Source organism: Halorubrum sp. SS7, from assembly GCF_005435055.1.
Lineage (GTDB): Archaea > Halobacteriota > Halobacteria > Halobacteriales > Haloferacaceae > Halorubrum > Halorubrum salinarum.
In genome coordinates this window covers 1-207 of record NZ_SGXV01000844.1, presented here as the reverse complement: position 1 = coordinate 207, position 207 = coordinate 1, and the positions used below count along the sequence as shown (strand labels likewise).

Here is a 207-nt window from a genome sequence, read left to right as displayed (position 1 = left end):
CTCCCCGACCGAGTCGGCCGTCGCGGACGACGTGCGCGAGGCGCTCGCGGACACCGGCCTCGACGTGGAGCTGTCGGCGTCGATCCCGGACGACCTCTCGGCGGACGAGCAGGTCCTCCCCGGCGTCCAGAACGTCATCGCGGTCGCCTCCGGGAAGGGCGGCGTCGGGAAGTCGACGGTCGCGGTGAACCTCGCCGCCGGGCTCTC

1 protein-coding gene is annotated in these 207 nt (G+C 74.4%); it reads left to right on the top strand.

All coding sequences use genetic code 11. The features are described from left to right. A partial coding sequence (locus tag EXE44_RS20090) for a P-loop NTPase (RefSeq protein WP_137718164.1) occupies positions 1 to 207 on the top strand: 207 nt, incomplete at both ends.